Raw genomic sequence first — 16,566 nt, 5'->3', positions numbered from 1 at the left:
TCAGGGACCTCTGTCGGGGCTGAAGCCGCCGACCTACAGCTTGTCTTGTAGGTCGGTGGCTTCAGCCCCGACTTGTTTTCACCAGCACAAACCCAAACGCATCGCCTCCACGCCCTAAACTTGAGGCTTTACCGCATCCATACTGGCCATGAGCGTTTGTTTGACTGTTGACCCTTGCCGTTGCCCCCTGTGCGGGCAAGACAACCGTTGCGCCATGGAGGCAAAGGCCCCAGCGAATGCGCAAGCGGCTTGCTGGTGCACACGCGAACAATTCAGCGCCGCCTTGCTGCGGCAAATTCCAGAAGCAGCCCAAGGCAAGGCCTGCATTTGCCAAGCCTGTGTTCAAAAAGCCGTACAAACGACATGAGCCACGACGCAAACAGTCTCCGGGCATTGCAGGCGCGCTATGGCGACCGTTACCGTTGGCTGCTGCTCTTGTCGGTCATGCTGGGCACCATGGCGTCGGTCATGTCGTCGACCATCATGAACGTGGCCATCCCCGACATGAGCCAGCATTTCACGCTGGGCCAGACGCGGGTGCAGTGGGTCAGCTCGGGCTTCATGGTGGCCATGACGGTGTCCATGTTGACCACGCCCTGGTTGCTTGCGCGCTTTGGTTACCGCCGCACCTATGAGATCTGCATGCTCTTGCTGCTGGGCGGTGGCATTGGCGGTGGGCTGGCCAACGATTACAGCTGGGTCTTGGTGGCGCGCATTGTGGAAGGCTTGGCCGCAGGTGTGGTGCAGCCGATCCCGGTGATCATCATCATGAACGCCTTTGCCCCCGAGGAACGTGGCCGCGCCAGCGGCTTGTTTGGCACCGGCGTGGTGCTGGCCCCGGCCATTGGCCCCAGCGTGGGCGGATTGCTGGTCGATGCGTTTGGTTGGCGCTCGATTTTCTTCATGGTCGTGCCGCTGGCGCTGGCGGCGCTTTGGCTGGCGCGGCGCTATGTGCCCACCACCGCACCCGGTGGCGTGCAGGCCAATGCCGCTTCGGGTCGCCTGGACTGGTGGGGCCTGTCGATGGCGCTGTTGGGCACCGTGCTTTTGCTCAACGGCATGGTCGCATGGCGCGAATCGGGTACAGCGCAAGGCCTGCCTTTGCTGGTGGGCGCCGCCTTGATGGCTGCCGCTTTTGTGGTTTGGCAAATGCGCTTGCAGCGGCGCTTTCAGCACCACGCCACGAGCGCGCAAGCGCCGCTGATGGACTTGCGCGTGTTCACCCACCGCAGTTTCCTCATGGGGTCTTTGGTGGCCATGACCTATGGCACCGCGCTCTTTGGCTCAACCTATTTATTGCCGGTGTTCATGCAAAGCGGCTTGGGTTTGTCGGCTTCGTATGTGGGCTCGGCCTTGTTGCCTGCGGGCTTCATGTTGGCCATCACCATCACCTTGGTGGGGCGCTGGGCCGACCGCACCGACAAACGGCGTCTGGTGTTGGTGGGCCTGGCTTTGCTGGCCAGCTCGTTTGCGCTCATGAGCACGGTGGACCCGGACAAAGGTTTGCTCACGCTGTGGCTGTGGACCATGGTGGGCCGTGTGGGCTTGGGCTTCATCTTGCCCTCGCTCAACCTCGGCGCCATGCAGGGCATGCCCGCACATTTGATTCCACAAGGCGCCAGCGTGGTGAACTTCTTGCGCATGCTGGGTGGTGCGGTCGGCGTGAGCCTGTGCGCCATCGTGCTCGAGTGGCGCTTGGGCGTCATGGATGTGGCGCTGCTGGGGCCTGGTGATGTGCATGCCCGTTTGGACGCATTTCACGATACGTTCTGGTTTTTGGCGGTACTCACGGCCTTGGCGATCATCCCGGCTTGGCTGATGGCGGCGCCCGTCCACAAGAAAGACTGACCCATGTGCCAACTGCTCGGCATGAATTGCAACACCCCCACCGATGTCACTTTCAGCTTCAGCGGCTTTGCGCAGCGCGGCGGCGTGACCGACCACCACAGCGACGGCTGGGGCATCGCCTTTTTTGAAGGGCGCGGCGTGCGCCACATGGTGGACCACCAAAGCGCCAGCACCTCGCCGGTGGCCGAGCTGGTGCGCCGTTACCCGATCAAAAGCACCAACGTGATTGCCCACATCCGCAAGGCCACGCAAGGCGAGGTGAGCCTGGAAAACTGCCACCCCTTTGTGCGCGAGCTCTGGGGCCGTTACTGGGTGTTTGCGCACAACGGTAATTTGGTGGACTTTGCCCCGCGCCTGCATGGCAACTTCAAACCCGTGGGCCAGACGGACAGCGAACGCGCCTTTTGCTGGCTCATGCAAGAGCTGGCCAAGTCACACGCCAACGTGCCCAGCGTGCAAGAGTTGTCGCTTACGCTGCGCGAGCTGGTGCCGCACATCGCCAAGCATGGCACCTTCAACTTCTTGCTGTCCAACGGCCAGGCGCTGTGGGCGCATGCCAGCACCCACCTGCACTATGTGCTGCGTCGTCACCCCTTTAGCCAAGCCACCTTGAGTGACGAAGACCTGAGCGTGAATTTTGCCGAGCACACCCGCGAGACGGACCGCGTGGCCGTCGTCGTCACCCAGCCTTTGACCACCAACGAGAGTTGGGTGGCGTTTGAGCCCGGTCGGGTCTACACCTTTGAAGACGGTGATTTGAAAGGCTGAACGCGCGGGCGTTTAAAACTGTGCGTGCAGTCGCACCGCATACACCTGCACCGGCCCGCGCAGCGCGTTGTAGGCGGGGTTTTGGATGTACTGGTAATCGGCCGTCAGCCAGGTGTGTCGCGTGATGCCCCAGCTGTAGAAGGTCTCCAGCCCGCGCTCGGGTTTGTATGGCAATTGGCCATCGCCAATGAAATACGAAATGCCGCCAGCGGCCAGGTAATTGCGCCGGTCCGGTGACAAGCGGTTTTCCATGAAGGCCAGTCCCACGCTGTCCTGACCGCGCTGCCAAGCCGCGCCGTTGACGCGCACACCGGCAGACAGCGAGGCATCGATCTCGGTGAAGGCATAGGTCTCGGTGCGGCCATCGGCTTTCATGGCCCGCATGAACACACCCACCTGATCGCTCAGCGCCTGCTCCAGGTTCACACCCAAACCGTATTTGATTTTCTCGCCCGAACGCACCTTGAAAAACGCCTGCGGGTCGGTGCCGGGGTTCGCTTGCAAGTAGGCCGTGGCTTCTTGGAAGCTGGCCGTCACGGCGCGGTTGCGCCAGGCCAGCACACGCACCTTGCCGGGCTGGTTCATCCAGGTGTGGGCATGCTCCACCTCGACCTGGTCGCCGTAGTGGCGCAGCAAATCCCAGTCGACCTTCAGCTCGTTGGGCTTTTGGGGGCCGGTCATGCGGGCTGCACGAAACACCCAATCGCCTTGGTACCACTCGCCGGCCACGCCCCAGCCAAAGCCACGGGCATCGGCCGCGTAGTCAAAGGCACCATAGGTCCAGTGACTCCAGTTCATGAACTGGGTGCGCGGGTCTTTGGCATAGGCGTTGTCGTCGAACACGTCCAGCGTCGAGAAATTGCCCGCCGTCAGCACAAAGCGGTTCTTGTCCACCACCTGCGCCATCTGGTTGAAGTCGGAGGCGATTTGTTCTGTCTCGCCGCCCTGGTTCCAGGTCTTGCGCCAGAACAGGCGCTGCAAATAGGGCTTGGGCGTGGTGCCCGCAGCCCGAGTGATCTCACCGTTGGTGTAGCTGCCCATGCCCACCAGATTGCCGGTGAAGGGCACGCCCGAAGCCAGCTCCACGTTGGCATAGACCTCCGCACCCGATTCAAGGCGCAAGCCCCAATGACCCGTCAGCGAGAAGGTGTACATCTTCTCGCGCGGCGCACGCAGACTGAAGGCCGAGGTGCTGCCGCTGCTCGCAAAGCCGGGGTGCTGCTGCCAGTTGTAGGTGCTTTGGTAGCGGGCCGAGGTGTTTTCAGTGTCCTGCGCCCAGGCAGTCCAGCTGCAGCCGACCAGGCTTGCGCAAAGTAAAAACCGGATCAAAGAAGAAATCATGGGCAGTGTGAAATCATGCAACACCACGATCCTAGCGCGTGGGCATGAAGGCCCGATGACAGGGTGCCTCATGCGGCGTCTTATGCCGCCAGCGCTTGCTCCACCGCATCCACAAACAGCGCCGCCACATTGCAGCCCATCTGGTCGGTGATTTCCTGAAAGCAGGTGGGGCTGGTCACGTTGATCTCGGTCAGGCTGTTACCAATGATGTCCAGGCCCACCAGCATCAGGCCACGCGTCATCAGGATGGGGCCCAGGGCTTCCGCAATCTCGCGGTCGCGTGCCGAAATCGGCTGGGCCACGCCCTTGCCCCCTGCGGCCAGGTTGCCACGCACCTCGCCACCTTGTGGAATGCGGGCCAGGCAAAACGGCACGGGCTTGCCGCCGATCAGCAGCACCCGCTTGTCGCCTTGCGCAATCCCGGGCAAGAACTTTTGCACCATCACGGTTTGTGCGCCGTCACGGTTGAGCGTCTCGATGATCGCGCCCAGGTTCAGGCCGTCGGCCCCCACCTTGAAGATGCCCATGCCACCCATGCCGTCCAGCGGCTTCAAGATGATGTCGCCATGCGTGGCGTGGAACTCGCGGATGTCCGCTTCGCTTCGCGTGACCAGCGTGGGTGCAATGAACTGGGGGAACTCCAAAATCGCCAGCTTCTCGGGGTGGTTGCGCAAAGCCGCTGGGCTGTTGAAGACCTTGGCGCCTTCGCGCTCGGCCTGGCTCAGCAGGTGGGTGGCGTAAAAAAATTCGCTGTCAAAGGGCGGATCTTTGCGCATGAGCACCGCGTCAAAATCCTTCAAGTCAGCGCGTTGTTTGCCGGCCTCGACAAACCACACATCGGCTTCGCCCGTGAGGCGAATCTCGCGCACCACGGCCGAGACCGATTCGCCGCGCTGCCAGCGCACATCGGTCATCTCGCAAGCGCTCACCTGGTGCCCGCGCTTTTGCGCCTCGCGCATCATGGCAAAGGTGGTGTCCTTGTAAATCTTGAACGATTCGAGGGGGTCGGCGACAAAGAGGATTTTCATGCTGGGCATTGTAGGTCGGGACCTTCAGGTCCGACAGGGGCGGGGCTTGGTGAGCGCTTCATGTTGGGGCAGAAGCAGCCCGCCTGCGTTCAGCGTGCCCGTGTCCCAGGGTGCGAGACGATGGGCAAACTGGCCGGACCGTTGCAAACGGTCACTTGCCTGGCCACCCCGAGGTACTCGCCATCGGCCGCCAGGGGCACGCCGCTGGCACAGGCGATCGTCAAGGTTTCAAAAGCACGGCTGTCGATGCGTGGGTGGCTCAAATGCCAGCCCATTAGCAGTCTTGGGAGCATCAGCAAAGCCCCAACACGTGAAAAGGGCCCGGCCAAAAGCAGGTCCAGTTGGCCATCGTCCATGCGGGCTTGTGGCACCGCCGGAATGCCCGAGCCAAAGGTCGGCGTGTTCAGGCTGGATGCAAACAGTGCAGGCCCCTCGTGAAGCCATTGGCCATCGCTGTGCACATGCAGATCCCACACCTTCAGGTGCAGCAATTCACTCAGCGTGGCCCACAAATAGCGCGGCAGCCCCCGCAGCCAACGCGGGCCATTCAGGGCGCGCAGGCCCACGGCGGAATCAAACCCTGCCGTCAGGCTCGACAAAAACGGGGTGTGGTGTTCGTCGCCTTGCATGTCGGTCCAGCGCGCATGGCCCGTGTCCACCACTTGCGGCGCGGCCGTCAGGGCGTGCGCCAAGGCTTTGGCCCAAGGCAGGCCATAAAGGCCCAGACCTCGGGCGCTGTCGTTGCCGCTGCCCATGGGCACCAGGCCCAAGGTCAATTGGCGCTCCAGCACGGCAGGCAGCCAGCGGTTGAGCGTGCCGTCGCCACCCACCGCCACGACGCGGCTGCCGGAGGGCAAGCTGCGCAAGAGCGCCAGACACTCGGCCAGGGTGTTGGGGGCCGCCAGCGTCACGCCGGGGGCATGCGCCTGCAGCCAGGAGTGGAGTGCGGGCCGCATCCGCGCTGCGCGGCCACCTTGGGCGTGGGGGTTCAGCAGGACCAGCGTCATGGCTTACTGGAAAGCCACTTCGGCAAAGCTGCGCAGCTTGCGGCTGTGCAGCTGGGCTGGGCCTGCGGCGCGCAGCAATTCGAGGGCTCGGATGCCGATTTGCAAGTGTTGGTTCACCCGCTCACGGTAAAAGTGGTTGGCCATGCCCGGCAATTTGATCTCGCCGTGCAGCGGCTTGTCGCTCACACACAGCAGCGTGCCGTAGGGCACCCGAAAGCGAAAGCCGTTGGCCGCAATCGTGGCGCTTTCCATGTCCAGCGCCACGGCGCGGCTTTGGCTGAAGCGCCTCTGGGGCGTGTTGTCGGGCAGCAGCTCCCAGTTGCGGTTGTCGGTGCTGGCCACGGTGCCGGTGCGCATGAAGCGCTTGAGCTCGGGGCCCTGGCAGCCGGAGATGTCGGCCACGGCCTTCTCGAGGGCCACTTGAATCTCTGCCAAGGCCGGGATCGGCACCCACAGCGGCAGCTCTTCGTCCAGCACATGGTCTTCGCGCACATAGGCATGGGCCAACACATAGTCGCCCAGCTGCTGGGTGGTGCGCAGCCCCGCGCAGTGGCCCACCATCAGCCAGGCGTGCGGGCGCAGCACGGCAATGTGGTCGGTGATGTTTTTCGCATTGGCCGGGCCCACGCCGATGTTGACCATGGTGATGCCGCTGTGCCCCTCGCGCACCAGGTGGTAGCCGGGCATTTGTGGCAAACGTGGCGGTGTCTGGCCGAGCGCATCGTCCGCTTCAGCGGGCAAGCCCACCCGGCGCGTGACCACATTGCCCGGCTCCACAAAAGCCACATAAGGGCTGTCGGGTTTGGCCATCTCGGCGCGGCCGAGTGCGATGAACTCGTCGATGTAAAACTGGTAATTGGTGAACAGCACGTAGTTTTGAAAATGCGCCGGGCTGGTGCCGCTGTAGTGCCGCAAGCGGTGCAGCGAATAGTCGGTCCGCGCCCCGGTGAACAGCGACAGGGGCTGCGGCTGCCCTTGAGCGCCGCGCCAGGTGCCGTTGGCGATGCTGTCGTCCATGGCCGTCAAATCGGGCAAGTCGAACACATCGCGCATGCGGGCGCGCCGTGCGGCACTCATCTCGCCTTCCATGTGCTCGTTTTCGGCAAACGAAAAATGCACCGGCATCGGCTCCTTGCTGGTGCCCACCTCCAGCCGCACGCCATGGTTTCGGATCAGCAGCGCAAACTGCTCGCGCAGGTAATGCGCAAACAAATCGGGGCGGGTGAGGGTGGTGGCGTATTGCCCAGCGCTGGCCACAAAGCCGTAGCTCAGCAGCTCGGTCTCGTTGTCCTCCGGCGGCCTCCAGTCGGTGGCCGTGTCCAAGCGGACATAGGGGTAACACGCCCGCACACGGTCTTGGAGGTCCTCCCCGGCCACAAAGCGTTGCATGGCCTGGCGCAGGTGCGTCACGCTTTGCGCATAAATGGCCTGCACACGGGCCAATGCTGCATCGGCGTTGTCAAAAACTTCGGGGGCGATGAAGGGGATGGGGGTTCTCATGCCCTCATTGTGCACAGGCTTTCCCCAATGCCTTGGGCCGCCTGGGGGGTGTCCTCCAAAAAGGAAAGCGACCGTCAGTTGGCCGACCCAAGGGTCAACCCGGCATGCTCTCGCAATGGGTGAAAGTGGATTTTAGGAAAGCGCTCTTGCGCCAGGCGCACGTCGTAAGGGCTGGTGCACAAGTACGCCAGTGTGCCTGCCGCGTCGAGCGACATGCGCTGCGGGTAGGCGTTGGTGAACTCGCGCAACTCGGCCGGGGTATCGGCGGTGATCCAGCGGGCGCCGGTGTACTGGCAGCCCTCCAAGCGAACGTCGCAGTCGTATTCGGCTTTGAGACGGTGCTGCACCACTTCAAACTGCAGCTGACCGACCGCGCCCAGCAGCATGGGGCCACCGATCTCGGGTTTGAAAACCTGGATCGCGCCTTCTTCGCCCAATTGGTCGAGACCGGTTTGCAGTTGCTTCGTGCGCAGCGGGTTCTTCAGGATCACGGTCATGAAGAGTTCGGGCGCAAAGAAGGGCAGGCCTGTGAATTGCAGGTTGGCGCCATCGGTGATGGTGTCGCCCAGCTGCACGCCGCCATGGGTGGTGAAGCCAATGATGTCGCCTGCATAGGCTTCGTCCACCGCTTCACGGCGTTGCGACAGGAAAGTCACCACGCTGGTAGGGCGCAGTTCCTTGGCGGTGCGCTGCACTTTGAGCTTCATGCCGGGTGTGTATTTGCCCGACGCCATGCGCACAAAGGCGATGCGGTCGCGGTGGTTGGCGTCCATATTGGCTTGCACCTTGAACACCACACCCGAGAACGCGCTGTCTTCGGGCTGGATTTCTTTGACCACGGGTTGCTTGTTGACGATCAGGTTGCTGGTGCGGGGCTTGGGTGCAGGGGCCAGATCGACCAAGGCGTCCAGCACTTCCATCACACCGAAGTTGTTGACGCCGGAGCCAAAGAACACGGGCGTTTGTTTGCCCGCCAAAAATGCTGCTTCGTCAAACGTGGGGGAGGCGCCCGTGGCCAATTCCATGCTGTCCATGGCGGCTGTCCATTCGGAGCCAAAGCGTTCGGCCAGTTGGGCTTGCTCGGTGAGCGGGATGGTTTCAAAGTCTTGTGGCAGGCGCTCAGAGCCGGAGTCGAACACCGTCATGGCCTGGGTGCGCAGGTTGACGATGCCGCCAAAAGATTTGCCCTGGCCCACAGGCCAGGTCATGGGCACACAAGGCATGCCCAGCTCGCGCTCAACCTCATCAAGAATATCGAGCGGGTCGCGCACTTCGCGGTCCATCTTGTTCACAAACGTGATGATGGGCGTGTCGCGTTGCCGGCACACCTCAATCAGTCGCCGAGTTTGCGCTTCCACACCGTTGGCCGCATCGATCACCATGAGTGCCGAGTCCACGGCGGTGAGCACGCGGTAAGTGTCTTCCGAGAAGTCTTTGTGGCCAGGCGTGTCGAGCAGGTTGATGACGTGCTCGCGGTAGAGCATCTGCATCACGGATGAGGCCACCGAGATGCCACGCTGCTTTTCGATTTCCATCCAATCGCTGGTGGCGTGGCGTGAGGCCTTGCGGGCTTTCACAGACCCAGCAATTTGGATCGCGCCCGAGAACAAGAGCAGCTTTTCCGTCAGGGTGGTTTTACCCGCGTCGGGGTGAGAAATGATGGCAAAGGTCCGGCGGCGCCGGGTCTCGTTGGCGTAAGTCACAAAGGGGTCCTGATCGGGAGTGCGGCGCAGACGCGCCAAGCGGGCGGCCAAGCGTGGCCGCGATGGGAGGATTTTACCGGCCCCGCACCCGCACCACCGCCAGCAGGGCTGGCGCCTGCAACTCCAACAGCCTCAGCGTGTCCGTTCCCCCGTGGGAGCTTGCCCTGCAAGCGATCAAACGCTGATCACCCCTGTCGCAGGCGAAAAATCGGATGGGTTAGAATCACACCCATTCCGAGGAGCGTTGCAGCGCCCACCAGTTCCCAAGGCTGGCAGCAGGCGTGAGGCTCGGAACCTTCAAACAGCAACGACGCTCATCCACTCGACGTGCGGTGAGCCTGCACCTTCCATCCAGTGCTTTCATCCACGCGTGTGGCTTATTCACATTGCTTTGGAGCTTTTCTCATGAATGCACGTATGCCTTCCACCGTCAACGCAGACTGCGTGATCGCCGACATCGGCCTGGCCGATTGGGGCCGCAAAGAGATCAAAATCGCCGAGACCGAAATGCCCGGCCTCATGGCCATCCGCGAAGAGTTCAACAAGGCCCAGCCTTTGAAGGGCGCCCGCATCACCGGCTCGCTGCACATGACCATCCAGACGGCCGTGCTGATCGAGACCTTGCAAGCCTTGGGCGCTGACGTGCGCTGGGCTTCATGCAACATCTTCTCAACCCAAGACCACGCCGCGGCTGCGATTGCCGCCAAGGGCACACCGGTGTTCGCCATCAAGGGCGAAACCCTGGCTGACTACTGGGACTACACCCACCGCATTTTTGACTTTGGCGCCGCAGGCACACCCGGCGAAGGCCCCAACATGATTCTGGACGACGGCGGCGACGCCACCTTGCTGATGCACCTGGGCAAGCGCGCTGAAACCGACGCCAGCCTGATCGCCAACCCCACGAGCGAAGAAGAGACCTGCCTCTTCAACGCCATCAAGGCCAAGTTGGCTGTGGACCCGACTTGGTACAGCCGCAAGGGCGCCCAGATCATCGGCGTGACCGAAGAGACCACCACCGGCGTGTTGCGCCTGAACGAAATGGCTGCCAAAGGCAGCCTGATGTTCCGAGCCATCAACGTGAACGACTCGGTGACCAAGAGCAAGTTCGACAACCTGTATGGCTGCCGCGAATCTTTGGTGGACTCTATCAAGCGCGCCACCGACGTGATGATCGCCGGCAAAGTGGCCGTGGTCGCCGGTTACGGTGACGTGGGCAAGGGCTCGGCCCAAGCGCTGCGCGCCCTGAGCGCCCAAGTCTGGGTGACCGAGATCGACCCGATCAACGCCCTGCAAGCCGCCATGGAAGGCTTCAAGGTCGTGACCATGGAATACGCTGCTGACAAGTGCGACATCTTCGTGTCGGCCACCGGCAACAAGAACGTGATCCGATACGAACACATGGCTGCCATGAAAGACGAAGCCATCGTTTGCAATATCGGTCACTTCGACAACGAGATCGACGTGGCTTCGCTGGAAAAACTGCAGTGGGACGAGATCAAGCCGCAGGTTGACCACGTCATCTTCCCCGATGGCAAGAAGATCACCCTGCTGGCCAAAGGCCGTTTGGTGAACCTGGGCTGCGCCACTGGCCACCCCAGCTTTGTGATGTCGTCTTCGTTTGCCAACCAGACCATCGCCCAGATCGAGCTGTTCACCAAGCAAGACCAGTACGAGTCCGGCAAGGTCTATGTGCTGCCCAAGCACCTCGATGAGAAGGTGGCCCGTTTGCACCTGAAGAAAGTCGGCGCGATGTTGACCGAACTTTCCGACGAGCAAGCCGCTTACATCGGTGTGTCCAAGAATGGTCCTTACAAGGCCAACAGCTACCGCTATTGATCGGCTCTTATCGCTTGCAGGGCAAGCTCCTACAGTGCTTGAGTTCGTAGGAGCCAGCCCTGCTGGCGATAGTTTCTTGCAAGACACCTCATTGGACTGACTCCACCGCATGCGCATTGATCAACTTCTCGTCGAGCGTGGCTTGGCCGTGTCTCGCTCACAGGCTCAGCGACTGATTGCCGCCGGCGTTCAGTGGCAGCAGTCCAACGGGGAGTGGCGCCAGGTCGGCAAGAACCGTGACGACGTGCCCGAAAGCGCGGCCTTGCAGCTGCTCGACGACGCCGAGTCGCGCTATGTGTCGCGCGGCGGCCTGAAGCTTGAAGGCGCTTTGCGCGCTACGGGCGTCTCGGCGCAAGGCTTGCGCTGCTTAGACGTGGGGCAAAGCACCGGAGGCTTCACCGACTGTTTGCTCAAGCACGGCGCGGCGCAGGTGGTGGGCATCGATGTGGGCCACGCGCAGGTGCACGACAGCATCCGCGAAGACGAGCGGGTAATTTGTATCGAAGGCGTCAACGCCCGCGAGCTGGAGCCCGGTGACGAGCGCATTCCGGAGGCACTCGAAGGCTTTGACCTGATGGTGGGCGATGTCTCCTTCATCTCGCTCACGCTGGTGCTGCCGGGTGTGGTGCATTTGCTCAAGCCCACCGGCCAGTTGCTGATGCTGGTCAAACCCCAGTTCGAGTTGCAACCGGGCCAGGTGGGCAAGGGCGGCATCGTCAAAGACGAAAGCCTTTACCCCTTCATCGAGGATCGTTTGCGCACGGCGTTGACCGATCTGGGGATGAAGGTGACGGCCTGGATCGACAGCCCCATTGAAGGCGGCGATGGCAACCGTGAATTTTTTGTGCAGGCCTGCTGGCCTGACCCGGCAGCGGTGCTGCCTGCCCGCGAAAAAGCGCGGGCGGCGCATGAAGCCGATTTGGCAGCCAGGGCCTATGCCAAGGCGAATGACTATTGAATGGAAGGAGATGTGATGCGTGCTTTGAATTTGCCCATCAGTCTGGAGTTTTTCCCACCCAAGACGCCCGAAGGCGCTGAGAAACTGCGCTTGGTGCGCCAGCAACTGTATGCCTTGAAGCCCGAGTTCTGCTCGGTCACTTATGGCGCAGGCGGCTCTACCCAAGAAGGCACTTTTGCCACCGTGGGCGCGATCCAAAACGAGGGCGTGGCGGCCGCCTCGCACTTCTCGTGCATCGGCGCGACCAAGGCTTCGGTGCGGCAAGAGCTGTCCACCCTCAAAGCCATGGGCGTCAAGCGCTTGGTGGCTTTGCGTGGCGACTTGCCCAGTGGCTACGGCGCGGGCGGCGAGTTCCACTACGCCAGCGATCTGGTGAGCTTCATCCGTGCAGAAACGGGCGACGACTTTCACATCGAGGTGGCGGCCTACCCTGAGATCCATCCACAAGCCAAGTCCCCCGAGTCCGACTTGCAGGCCTTTGCCACCAAGGTCAAGGCCGGTGCCAACTCGGCCATCACCCAATACTTTTACAACGCTGACGCCTACTTCCGCTTTGTGGACGATGCGCACAAGCTGGGCGTGGATGTGCCCGTGGTGCCGGGCATCATGCCGATCACCAGCTCGTCGCAGTTGCTGCGCTTTTCAGATGCGTGCGGTGCCGAAATCCCGCGCTGGATCCGCTTGCGCTTGCAAGGCTATGGCGACGACATCGAGTCGATCAAGGCCTTTGGTTTGGAGGTGGTGACCGATTTGTGCGAGCAGCTCATCCGCGCCGGTGTGCCTGCGATCCACTTCTACACCATGAACCAGAGTGCTGCCACGATGGCCATTTTGGCGGGTCTGCAAAGCCGTTGAAAGCGCTGACGTTGTGCTTGGCGGTGTGTTGCGGTGCAGGCCTTGCTGCGCCTTCACGCCATGCCCACGCCTCCGATGCGCAGCGCGTCTCTCCGCCTTCGGCAGACGGGGCGGCGCCTTCGGCATCAAACCAACCCCTGGCTCAAGGCTGGGCCACTTGGTATGGTGGCCACCATTGGCATGGACGGCGCACGGCCAGCGGAGAACGCTTCGATCCTCAAGCCTTGACGGCGGCACACCGGACATTGCCATTGGGCACGCGCGTGCGCGTGGTCAATCTGAGCAATGGCCGCGAGGTGTGGGTGCGCATCAACGATCGCGTGCCCAAGGGCGGCAAAATCATCATCGATCTGAGCGAAGCAGCGGCTGAAATCCTGGGCATGCGCCGCGCAGGCAAAGCACGTGTGAAGCTGTATGTCGGTGAGGCAGCACACACGCCTTTGCCCTCATGATCGGTTTTTGATCTGACGCAAAAACAGCGCTGATCGGCACACAGTGGCACGGCCGGTTTGACGCAACGCAAGCATGGCGCTTGCGCATGGGCGTCCAATGACTTTGAGGCGAAAAGCTTCGCTCTTAAAGGAAAGAAATATGAAAAAACAATGGATCGTGATCGCTGCATTGGCCGCTTGTGGCATGGGCGCTGTTCAGGCGCAAGAAACCCCTTGGATGGTGCGCGCGCGCGCCGTGCACTTGGACATGTCCAACCATGACAGCACGGGCCTGGGCCTGTCGGTCAACAACAAAACCATCCCTGAAGTGGATGTGAGTTACTTCTTCTCGCCCAACGTCGCGGCGGAATTGATTTTGACGGTGCCGCAAAAGCAGACGGTCTCCAGCAACGGCACATCGATTGGGACTTTCAAACACCTGCCGCCCACCTTGCTGATGCAGTACCACTTCACGGGTTTGACTGGTTACAAGCCCTATGTGGGCGCGGGCATCAACTACACCGACATCAGCAAAGTCAACCTGCTGGGCGGTGCCGCGACTTTGGACAAAGACAGCTGGGGTGGCGCGCTGCAAGCCGGTGTGGACATTCCGCTGGACAAGAATTGGTCCCTCAACTTCGACGTGAAGAAGGTCTACATCAAGACCCGTGTGTATGCCGCTGGCGTCAATGCGGGCACCCTGAAACTTGACCCCGTCTTGGTCGGCGCAGGCATCGGCTACCGCTTCTGATCGCTTGCAGGGCAAGCTCCTACAGGGCCACGCTTGAGGTATTCGTAGGAGCCAGCCTTGCTGGCGATTGGGCCCAGAACGGGCCTCGCTGCTTGGGTCAGCGTTCGTCGAAGCTCACCACCACGCGGTCGCTGGTGGGGCGGGCTTGGCAGGACAGCACGAAGCCTTGATCAACCTCGGGTTTTTCCAGGGTGAAGTTTTTGTCCATCTCGGTGGAGCCTTCCATCACCTTGCAGCGGCAGGTGCAGCACACGCCGCCCTTGCACGAGTAGGGCAGGTCCAGACCCAGGGCCAATGCAATGTCGAGGATCTTCTCGTTTTTGTTCATCGGCATGTCGTAGGGCTTGCCATCCAGCACCACGGTGAGTTGCACTTCGCCACCGTCGCGTGTGCCTTTGTGGCCCAGCACGACTTGGCTGCGTTGTTCAGGGCTCAAGGCTTCCAGCGTGGGCGAGGTGAAGCGCTCGGTGCGGATGCGGTCGGCTTTCACGCCAGCCGTCAGCAAGGTTTTCTCGGTCTCTTCGATCATGGCTTCTGGGCCGCAGATGAAGACTTCGTCCATGCTGCCCACGGGCAAGAAGGCGTCGATGATAGCTTGCACTTTGGCCGCGTCGATGCGGCCTTCGAGCAAGGGAACCTCTTGCGATTGGCGCGAGAGGATGTGGATCAGCGTCAGGCGCGAAGGGTAACGGTCCTTCAAATCTTGCAGCGCTTCGTTGAACATCACGCTGTCCATGCGGCGGTTGCCGTAGACCAGTGTGAATTTGGACTCGGGTTGTTCTTCGAGTGTGGTCGCGAGGATCGACAAAATCGGCGTGATGCCCGAACCTGCGGCAAAGCCCACGCGGTGGATGGCGCGTTGCTTTTGCACGGTGAAGCGGCCATCGGGCGGCATCACGCGCAGTGTGTCGCCAGCTTGGAGTTGGCTTGCGGCCCAGTTAGAGAACACGCCACCTTCGACCGGGCGAATGCCCAGTTCGAGTTCGCCACGCTGCAGCTGGCTGCGGGCCGAGCTGATGGAGTAACTGCGGCGCACGTCAGCGCCACCAATGCTGGCGCGCAATGTGAGGAACTGGCCGGGCGCAAAGTCAAAGGCTGAGCGCAGATCGGCAGGCACGGCCAGGGTGATGGCCACGGCACCTGCGGCTTCGGGCGTGATGCGGGCGACGGTCAGGTCATGAAAACGCAAGGCGGTCATGGCGGGCTTTCTCAAGAAGCTTCAGTAGGGTTTGAAGTAGTCGAACGGTTCCATGCAATCGAGGCACCTGTACAGGGCTTTGCAGGCGGTGGAGCCGAAATGGGAGGTTTCGGTGGTGTTGGCCGAGCCGCATTGCGGGCAGTTCACCACAGCAGCTTGCGTGCCCCGCGATGCAAACTGCACCACGTTGGCCGAGCCAGAGGGCGCGCTGGCGCAAGCATGCGGCGGGGCAATGCCATAGGCACGCAGCTTGTCTTTGGCCGCATCGGTCATCCAGTCGGTGGTCCAGGCGGGGGCCAGCTGGGTGACCACGGTCGCTTGCAGTCCCTCTGTGGCCAAGGCGGCTTTCACGTCGTCTTCGATCTGGCCCATGGCGGGGCAGCCGCTGTAGGTGGGGGTGATGACCACTTCCAGGCCTGAAGCCACCTCTCGAACGTCGCGCAGGATGCCCAGCTCGCGCAGGGTGACGACCGGAATTTCCGGATCGCTCAGCTGCTCGAGCACAGCCCAAGCACGTTCGGCAGGGGACAGGATGGTGGTGGTCATGGGCTTACCAGATGGCTTCGGGGTGCTTGCGTGCCAGGCTTTGCATTTCGGCCAGCACAAAGCCCAAATGCTCAGAGTGGATGCCTTGTTTGCCGGTGGGCACAAAGCCGCCAGCAGCTGGGCGTTGCAGCGTGGCCTCGGTCAGGGCCTCGTCCACGATGCGGTTCCAGTCGGCCTGCAGCGTGGCCATGTCAATGCCAGTGCCGTTGGCCAGTGCCGCCGCTTCTTGTGGGCTGGTACTCCAGAACTCTTGGGTGTAGGGCAGCAACTGGTCGAGCGCGGTTTGCGCCTTGGTGTGCGAAGCCTCGGTGCCATCGCCCAAGCGAACCAACCAGTCACGCGAGTGGCGCAGGTGGTAGCGCACCTCCTTGAGCGACTTGGCGGCGATCGCGGCCAGTTGTGCGTCCTTGGAGCTTTGCAGTTGATCCCAAACCAGAACCATCAAGCTGCTGTACAAAAAGTTGCGCACGATGGTCGTGGCGAAGTCGCGGTCGCCAGCCGATGTGCCGGCCATCAGCGGCATGTGGGGCAATTCGCACAGTGTGTAGTTGCGAAAATCCGGCACGTCGCGGAAATACGCCAAGGTGTCTTCGGTCGCGCCGTTGCCGATTTGCACGGCGGCATGCTGGTACAGCATGCGGGCCTGGCCGATCAGGTCGAGGCTGTTGTTGGACAGCGCGATGTCTTCTTCCAGGATGGGGCCGTGGCCGCACCATTCGGCGTTGCGCTGACCGAGGATCAGGGCGTTGTCGGCGAGGTGCAAGAGGTATTCGGTAGGTGCATTCATTGGCGC

General features: G+C 62.0%; 16 protein-coding genes and 1 riboswitch. Of the genes, 8 read left to right on the top strand and 8 right to left on the bottom strand.

Translation table 11 applies throughout. The features are described from left to right. The first annotated feature begins 148 nt into the window (after window positions 1-148). Genes QLQ16_RS08880 through QLQ16_RS08870 form a run of 3 tightly spaced genes read left to right on the top strand, consistent with a single transcriptional unit; the run spans window position 149 to window position 2,616 of the window. Window positions 149-367, top strand: coding sequence for a cysteine-rich CWC family protein (locus tag QLQ16_RS08880; RefSeq protein ID WP_283224330.1), 219 nt, complete (start codon window positions 149-151; stop codon window positions 365-367). Beyond that, window positions 364-1,848, top strand: coding sequence for a DHA2 family efflux MFS transporter permease subunit (locus tag QLQ16_RS08875; protein ID WP_283224329.1), 1,485 nt, complete (start codon window positions 364-366; stop codon window positions 1,846-1,848). Before QLQ16_RS08880 ends, QLQ16_RS08875 begins: the two co-directional genes overlap by 4 nt. 3 nt (window positions 1,849-1,851) lie before the next feature. After that, complete coding sequence (locus QLQ16_RS08870; RefSeq protein ID WP_283224328.1) at window positions 1,852-2,616, top strand: class II glutamine amidotransferase; 765 nt, start codon at window positions 1,852-1,854, stop codon at window positions 2,614-2,616. Window positions 2,617-2,628: 12 nt separating this feature from the next. Here QLQ16_RS08870 and QLQ16_RS08865 read toward each other — a convergent pair whose 3' ends face one another. The 5 genes from QLQ16_RS08865 to QLQ16_RS08845 form a co-directional block, all read right to left on the bottom strand. Next, window positions 2,629-3,957 (bottom strand): carbohydrate porin, encoded by a 1,329-nt coding sequence (locus QLQ16_RS08865; RefSeq protein ID WP_283224327.1) that lies wholly within the window; start codon window positions 3,955-3,957, stop codon window positions 2,629-2,631. An 80-nt stretch (window positions 3,958-4,037) separates the two neighbouring features. After that, window positions 4,038-4,985 carry a glutathione synthase gene (gene gshB / locus QLQ16_RS08860; RefSeq protein ID WP_283224326.1) on the bottom strand — a complete coding sequence of 316 codons (948 nt, stop codon included), beginning with the start codon at window positions 4,983-4,985 and terminating at the stop codon, window positions 4,038-4,040. A gap of 89 nt (window positions 4,986-5,074) precedes the next feature. Further along, window positions 5,075-5,992: a diacylglycerol/lipid kinase family protein gene (locus QLQ16_RS08855; protein WP_283224325.1), complete on the bottom strand. Its 918-nt coding sequence runs from the start codon at window positions 5,990-5,992 to the stop codon at window positions 5,075-5,077. 3 nt (window positions 5,993-5,995) lie between these two features. Then, window positions 5,996-7,492 (bottom strand): AMP nucleosidase, encoded by a 1,497-nt coding sequence (locus QLQ16_RS08850; protein ID WP_283224324.1) that lies wholly within the window; start codon window positions 7,490-7,492, stop codon window positions 5,996-5,998. Window positions 7,493-7,566: 74 nt separating this feature from the next. Next, complete coding sequence (locus QLQ16_RS08845) at window positions 7,567-9,195, bottom strand: peptide chain release factor 3 (RefSeq protein ID WP_283224351.1); 1,629 nt, start codon at window positions 9,193-9,195, stop codon at window positions 7,567-7,569. A 230-nt stretch (window positions 9,196-9,425) separates the two neighbouring features. Then, window positions 9,426-9,518: riboswitch (S-adenosyl-L-homocysteine riboswitch) on the top strand. 82 nt (window positions 9,519-9,600) lie between these two features. Between QLQ16_RS08845 and ahcY the strand changes: the two genes are divergently transcribed. From ahcY to QLQ16_RS08820, 5 genes are all read left to right on the top strand, one after another. Further along, window positions 9,601-11,034, top strand: a complete 1,434-nt coding sequence (gene ahcY / locus QLQ16_RS08840) for an adenosylhomocysteinase (protein WP_283224323.1) — start codon at window positions 9,601-9,603, stop codon at window positions 11,032-11,034. 109 nt (window positions 11,035-11,143) lie between these two features. Continuing rightward, window positions 11,144-11,992: a TlyA family RNA methyltransferase gene (locus QLQ16_RS08835; protein ID WP_283224322.1), complete on the top strand. Its 849-nt coding sequence runs from the start codon at window positions 11,144-11,146 to the stop codon at window positions 11,990-11,992. Window positions 11,993-12,007: 15 nt separating this feature from the next. Beyond that, window positions 12,008-12,847 carry a methylenetetrahydrofolate reductase [NAD(P)H] gene (gene metF, locus QLQ16_RS08830; RefSeq protein ID WP_283224321.1) on the top strand — a complete coding sequence of 280 codons (840 nt, stop codon included), beginning with the start codon at window positions 12,008-12,010 and terminating at the stop codon, window positions 12,845-12,847. Next, complete coding sequence (locus QLQ16_RS08825) at window positions 12,844-13,299, top strand: septal ring lytic transglycosylase RlpA family protein (protein ID WP_348534197.1); 456 nt, start codon at window positions 12,844-12,846, stop codon at window positions 13,297-13,299. Before metF ends, QLQ16_RS08825 begins: the two co-directional genes overlap by 4 nt. Window positions 13,300-13,438: 139 nt before the next feature. Next, window positions 13,439-14,029, top strand: coding sequence for an OmpW/AlkL family protein (locus tag QLQ16_RS08820; RefSeq protein ID WP_283224320.1), 591 nt, complete (start codon window positions 13,439-13,441; stop codon window positions 14,027-14,029). Window positions 14,030-14,126: 97 nt separating this feature from the next. Here QLQ16_RS08820 and paaE read toward each other — a convergent pair whose 3' ends face one another. From paaE to paaC, 3 genes are read right to left on the bottom strand one after another with little or no spacing between them, the layout of a single operon-like run. Continuing rightward, the gene (gene paaE, locus QLQ16_RS08815) at window positions 14,127-15,227 is read right to left on the bottom strand and encodes a 1,2-phenylacetyl-CoA epoxidase subunit PaaE (RefSeq protein ID WP_283224319.1); all 1,101 of its coding nucleotides are present in this window, start codon (window positions 15,225-15,227) and stop codon (window positions 14,127-14,129) included. Between the two features lie 21 nt (window positions 15,228-15,248). Further along, the gene (gene paaD / locus QLQ16_RS08810; protein ID WP_283224318.1) at window positions 15,249-15,773 is read right to left on the bottom strand and encodes a 1,2-phenylacetyl-CoA epoxidase subunit PaaD; all 525 of its coding nucleotides are present in this window, start codon (window positions 15,771-15,773) and stop codon (window positions 15,249-15,251) included. Between the two features lie 4 nt (window positions 15,774-15,777). Next, on the bottom strand, window positions 15,778-16,560 hold the full coding sequence (gene paaC / locus QLQ16_RS08805; RefSeq protein ID WP_283224317.1) for a 1,2-phenylacetyl-CoA epoxidase subunit PaaC: 783 nt from the start codon (window positions 16,558-16,560) through the stop codon (window positions 15,778-15,780). Between the last annotated feature and the right edge of the window lie 6 nt (window positions 16,561-16,566).

This window comes from Limnohabitans lacus (assembly GCF_030053395.1).
Taxonomy (GTDB): Bacteria; Pseudomonadota; Gammaproteobacteria; order Burkholderiales; family Burkholderiaceae_C; genus Limnohabitans_A; species Limnohabitans_A lacus.
Note: the sequence above shows the minus strand (reverse complement) of the source record. Positions and strands in the feature narration are given on the sequence as shown.